The organism is Spongiactinospora gelatinilytica (assembly GCF_003236385.1).
In the GTDB taxonomy this organism is placed as follows: domain Bacteria; phylum Actinomycetota; class Actinomycetes; order Streptosporangiales; family Streptosporangiaceae; genus Spongiactinospora; species Spongiactinospora gelatinilytica.
The window spans coordinates 1-2,063 of the sequence record NZ_POUA01000654.1 but is presented as its reverse complement, the minus strand read 5'-3'; the positions used below and the strand labels follow the sequence as shown (position 1 = coordinate 2,063).

The following is a 2,063-nucleotide window of genomic DNA, read 5'->3' as shown; positions in this document are numbered from 1 at the left end:
CATGCGGGAGGCTGGGGAGAAAGGGATGCGGAAACGGCGTGTTCTGCGGTCCGCGCTCATCGCGCTGGGCGCGGGCATCGGGGCGGCGGTGGTGCTGTTCGCCGTGGCCTGGGCGTTGACGCCGATCCCTGAGGCGGCCCAGAAGCAGGCCGTGGCGCAGGGCTCGGTGATCTACTACAGAGACGGCAAGACCGTCCTGGCCAAGCAGGGCGTCAACCGCAAGACCGTCAAGCTGGAGCGGGTGCCCGAGCATGTGCGCGACGCGGTGATCGCCGCCGAGAACCGCTCCTTCTACCAGGACACCGGCGTCTCGCTGCGCGGCACCGCGCGGGCGGTCTGGTCCACCGTCACCGGCAAGCAGGTGCAGGGCGGGTCCACGATCACCCAGCAGATGGTCCGCAACTACTACAGCGGCCTGGACCAGGAGCGCTCGATCGGGCGCAAGTTCAAAGAGATCATGGTCGCGCTCAAGGTGGACCAGTCGAAGTCCAAGGACTGGGTGCTCCAGCAGTACCTCAACACGATCTACTTCGGCCGGGGCGCGTGGGGCGTCCAGGCCGCCGCCCAGGCGTACTTCGGCAAGGACGTCGACAAGCTGTCCATCGCCCAGGGCGCCTACCTGGCCGCGGTCATCCAGCAGCCCACCCGGTTCGCCGCCCCCAAGGGCGAGGCGCTGACCGAGGTGACCGGCCGCTGGCGGTGGGTGCTGGGCGCGATGGCGCAGATGCGTGCGATCACCCCCGAGCAGGCCGCCGCGCAGCGCTTCCCGAAGCTCGCCGCGACCAAGAGCACGCTGACCCCCAAGGGCCAGGACAACTACATGCTCGTCCAGGTGCGCGCCGAGCTGGCCCGGCGCGGCTACGACGACGAGGACATCAACCAGGCCGGGCTGAAGGTCACCACGACCTTCGACAAGGGCCTGATGGCCGCCGCGGAGAAGGCCGTCACCTCCACGCTGCCCGACTCGCTGCCCAAGAAGATCCGCACCGGGCTGGCCGCAGTCGATCCGGCGACCGGCGAGGTCCTGGCCTTCCACGGCGGCCGGTACAAGACCTCCCAGCAGTACGACAACGCCTTTTCGGCCAAGGTCCAGGCCGGGTCCACGTTCAAGCCGTACGCGCTGGCCGCCGCCCTGGAGAACGGCTACGGGCTGGAGACCCGGGTCAACGGCAACTCGCCCATGACGGTCGCCTCCCGCCCGGTGGAGAATTCCGGCGGCACCTCCTACGGCATGGTCAACCTGGTCACCGCGACCCGAAACTCGATCAACACCGCGTTCGTCGACCTGGGCGAGAAGGTCGGCCTGGACAAGATCGCCGAGGTGGCCAAGGCGTCCGGGCTGCCCGCCGCGCAGATCGACCCGCACAGGTCCGCGGCCACGTTCCCGATCGGCGTGGCCTCGCTCAGCGCCGTGCAGCAGGCGTCCGGTTTCGGCACCTTCGCCGCGAACGGCATGCACCAGGAGGCCCACGTCATCCGCTCGGTGACCGACGCCGACGGCAAGACCACCGAGGTCGTGCCCACCGCGCGGCGCGCGTTCTCCGAGCAGGCCGCCGCCGACGCCACCTACGCGATGACCCAGGTCGTCGAGGGCGGCACCGGCGGCGCGGCGCGGCTTTGGGACCGCCCGGTGGCCGGCAAGACCGGCACCGCCGACAAGTCGATCGCCGCCTGGTTCGCGGGGTTCACCCCGCAGCTCTCCACCACGGTCAACATGTTCCGCGACGACAACAAGCCGCTGGTCGTCCCCGGGTACGGCGAGCTCTACGGCGGCGCGCTGCCGGCCCGGGTCTGGCGGGCGTTCATGACCGAGGCGATGGAGGGCCAGCCGGTCAAGGAGTTCCCCGACCCGTCCAACCGCGGTTACGTCGAAGACTACGACGACGAGGACGAGCCGTACTGGGACGAGGGCGAGTCCGACGACGACTACCCCCGGCGGCCGGAGCCGACCGACCCCCTGCCGACCGAGCCGGGCACCCCCGAGCCGACCGTGGACCCGACGGAGCAGCCCACCGAGCCGCCCACCAGCGAGGAACCGCCCGGCCCCGAGGAGACCCGCCGCC

General features: G+C 70.8%; 1 protein-coding gene. It reads left to right on the top strand.

Annotated features, from left to right (window positions below):
• Nucleotides 1–25 precede the first annotated feature (25 nt).
• On the top strand, nucleotides 26–2,063 hold a 2,038-nt coding region (locus tag C1I98_RS38265), incomplete at its 3' end, for a transglycosylase domain-containing protein (protein WP_233508554.1).